Origin of the sequence: Rhodoferax sp., from assembly GCF_028688795.1 — a bacterium.
Taxonomy (GTDB): Bacteria; Pseudomonadota; Gammaproteobacteria; order Burkholderiales; family Burkholderiaceae_C; genus Rhodoferax.
This window is the reverse complement of the sequence record NZ_JAQTXM010000092.1, coordinates 1-3,353: the sequence shown is the minus strand read 5'-3', so window position 1 is coordinate 3,353 and position 3,353 is coordinate 1. Positions and strand designations below refer to the sequence as shown.

At 58.7% G+C, this 3,353-nt stretch carries 3 protein-coding genes and 1 pseudogene; 3 read left to right on the top strand and 1 reads right to left on the bottom strand.

Annotated features, from left to right (window positions below):
• From PHQ58_RS23515 to PHQ58_RS23505, 3 genes and pseudogenes are all read left to right on the top strand, one after another.
• Positions 1–569, top strand: a pseudogene (locus tag PHQ58_RS23515) (aminotransferase class III-fold pyridoxal phosphate-dependent enzyme); the annotation flags it as partial.
• The gene (locus PHQ58_RS23510; protein ID WP_300116343.1) at positions 555–1,106 is read left to right on the top strand and encodes a GNAT family acetyltransferase; all 552 of its coding nucleotides are present in this window, start codon (positions 555–557) and stop codon (positions 1,104–1,106) included. The pseudogene PHQ58_RS23515 and the gene PHQ58_RS23510, both read left to right, overlap by 15 nt.
• A gap of 423 nt (positions 1,107–1,529) precedes the next feature.
• Positions 1,530–1,868 (top strand): hypothetical protein, encoded by a 339-nt coding sequence (locus PHQ58_RS23505; protein ID WP_300116340.1) that lies wholly within the window; start codon positions 1,530–1,532, stop codon positions 1,866–1,868.
• A gap of 309 nt (positions 1,869–2,177) precedes the next feature.
• Here PHQ58_RS23505 and PHQ58_RS23500 read toward each other — a convergent pair whose 3' ends face one another.
• The gene (locus tag PHQ58_RS23500) at positions 2,178–3,260 is read right to left on the bottom strand and encodes an IS110 family transposase (protein ID WP_300116338.1); all 1,083 of its coding nucleotides are present in this window, start codon (positions 3,258–3,260) and stop codon (positions 2,178–2,180) included.
• Positions 3,261–3,353 lie beyond the last annotated feature (93 nt).

Genomic DNA, 3,353 nt, shown 5'->3' with positions numbered 1-3,353 from the left:
TGCAAGGGCTGCGCGCGCTGTGTGATGCCCATCAGCTGCTGTTGATCGTGGATGAGGTGCAGACCGGGTGCGGGCGAACCGGCACCCTGTTCGCCTACGAGCAATACGGCATCGAGCCCGACATCATGACCCTGGGCAAAGGCCTTGGCGGCGGGGTGCCGCTGTCAGCCCTGCTGGCCAAGGCGCACTGCTCCTGCTTCACGGCCGGGGACCAGGGCGGCACGTTTTGCGGCAACCCGCTGACCTGCGCAGCCGGGGTGGCGGTGCTGCGCGAGCTGCTGTCGGCCGATTTTCTGGCGACCAGCCGCGCCATCGGTGCGCAACTGGCCCAGGGGCTGACGGCGCTGGCAGACAGCTTTGGGCTGGGACAGGTACGCGGACGCGGCTTGCTGCTGGCACTTGAACTTGGGCAGGACCTGGCACCGCAGGTGGTTGAGCGGGCCAGAGCGCATGGCTTGTTGCTCAATGCCCCGCGCCCGCATTGCCTGCGCTTCATGCCAGCGCTCAACACCACCCTTGAGGAGGTCCAGCAGGGGCTGGCCCTGTTGCAGCAGGTGCTGGCGGAAATCCGCAGCGGCGAGCCCGAGGCGCCGAACCTGGCCCCCTCTGCACCGCCCACGCCCCGGCTTGAAGTGCGCGCTTTTGACAACACCAGGCACCGGGCGCAGGTGGTGTCGCTCTGGACCGAGGTGTTTGCTGATGACTCGCCCCACAACGCCCCGACGCTGGCCATCGACCAGAAACTGGCCGCCGCCGACGGGCTGTTTTTTGTCGCGACAAAAGGCGAGCAAGTGGTGGGCACCATCATGGCCGGCTACGACGGCCACCGTGGCTGGCTGTATTCGGTGGCGGTTCACCCGTCCTGCCGCCACCAGGACATTGGATCGGCCCTGCTACAGACCGCCGAACAGGCCCTGGCCGAGCGCGGCTGCCTGAAAGTCAACCTCCAGGTGGTCGAATCCAATGCCGGTGTCGTCGGGTTTTATGCCGCCCAAGGTTATGCCGTTGAAAAACGCATCAGCATGGGCAAGCTGCTTGGTGGGGGGAGAGTTGCCAAAAGTCTTGAACCACAGAACATGACTGAGCAACCGATTGCAGCCGTTTAATCCGCAAAATCGCAAGAGGGGCTCCGACCCTTCGACAACGCGCCAACCAGCGGCCCACTTGAACGGCTGCACCGAGCATAGCGACGGGCTCAAATCGACCCAAAGTGGGCATTCGCGCCTTCGTGCCGCGTGACCACTCTGTAGCGGGAGCGGTCATCCATATGCGTTGTCCCGTGGGCTATAGTCAAACCACACGAAGTTCTGGGAACACGAACCAGACGCTAGCCAAATTTCGCCAGGATAGGCGACAAGGTTCAAAGGGACGGAAATGACTTCAACTTTTTGCGAAATTGACTGCAAACGTTGGCGGCACGGGTCTAGCCATTTGATGGGCCTCGCCATCAATGGGTGGAATTCCAGATTATTTTGTCGTCTAGCTTGGCTAGGCCAGGATAGGCGGTCGTCTACATTACGTTAGAGCGTATGAGCAAATTGTTCACACATATCGGAAATACCTCTTCCGTCGCGGCTTTGTTGATTGCAGCCCTTGGCGGCATTTGTTTTGGCTTCTTTTCGTGCGGTGGTTACGCATGGCATCGTGAGTTCTTTACGCTCATCACAGTGCTCATAACTTTGGCAGCAGTTCTTGCGCCGGGAAAGTTTCTTCGCTCATGGCAACGGCGCGCCATTTTTCCTTTCGCAGTTCTTATCACGTATGTTTTGATGGAGTCTTTGTCTGCCCCGTTTTATCCTGCGCCGCCCGAGAGCATAGCGGCGTATTTCAAGCAGTTTTTTTATGCGCTGGAGTATGGGCCTTGCTAAAACGCTCTAACCCTACGTATATGGACTCCCCCACAAGTACAAGAGGCTGAGCGATAGTTTGGCTGTTTGGGATGCGCCTGCAGTCGTATATCCGGCATCTACGGTGGACTCTGTTGTGGTCCGTGCCGACATGGAATCTGCGTCACCGATGCGCCAATCGTTACAAGCGGCAGGCAAGCTGCCAGAAGGGTTATCGGCGTCTGTCAGTGTGGGGTGAACCCGGTTGGCCATGATGGTCGATCAATCTCGTCGCAAGCGTGGATGGGTGTTCAACTTCTTTTTGATAACGGCTGTTTTGGATGTTGGCAATCAAGCTGGCATCACAAAACTCTCCCTGTTGATTTTCTTGTTCATTCGCTGGTCTTCGCCAAACGGTTTCTTATCTCTGAGCGTGGCATAACAAATCCTGGCCAGCTTGTTGGCCAGCGCACAGGCCGCCTTGTTGTGGTTTGAGCGGCCTTGCACATCCAAGGCCCAGCGGCGCACCCCGCAGACCTCGCGCCCGGCGTCTTGCGCTACCTTGGAGGAGCGCAGCACACTCCTGGCACCATGGGTGAGCAACATGCGCAAGTAGCGGTCCCCCTTCTTGGAGATGTGCCCCAGGTATCTGGTGTTGCCCGAGCTGTACTCCTTGGGTGTCAGGCCAAACCAACTGGAGAAATGCCGCGCATCCTTGAAGTGGCTGACATCGCCCGAAGTTGCCGCCACCATCGCGGTCGCCGTCAGCAAGCCAATTCCAGGAATTGACAGCAAGGTGGTGCAAGCCGGACTCAACTTGGTCAACGCTGCAAGTTCACGCTCCAATTGGGCAATGCGCCCTTCAAGCAGGCGGATCTCTTCAACCAGCAGTTTGGCCGTACCTCGAATCAAATCTGGCACGACCGTGTTGGGGTCGGCCAGCACCCGACTGATTGTTTCAATGCCGGTGCGAGCGCCCACAGGAATGGCAATGCCAAACTCCCGGCAGAACCCACGCAGGGCATTGATGCGGGAAGTGCGGGTTCCCATCCAAAGACTGCGGATGCGATGCAAGCCTTGCAAGGCTTGCTGCTCCACCGACTTGACGCGCACCGGGCGCATGTCAGAGGCACGTGCCGCTTCAAGCAATGCGGCAGCATCTGCGGCATCGGTCTTGTTGCGTTTGACGTAGGCGCGGATGTACTGGGCAGGCAGCAGCCGAACTTGGATGCCTAGGCCGTTGAGCCAGCGACCCCAGTGGTGGGCAGAGCCACAGGCTTCCATGATGACCAGGGATACATCCCGGTTAGCAAACCAGCGTTCAAACTGTGTCCGGGTGAGGCGCTGAGTTTCAACCACATGCCATTGGTCATCGGCAACGGCAAGTTGGAAAACGGATTTAGCAAGATCAACTGCAACGGTAGTAGCATTCATGTCGGACTCCTTACGTTGAAAGAACTGTTCCCCACGCCAATGAAGACCAGTACGCAACTGTTGCGCAAAACAACGGGGGAGTCCATCCCATCA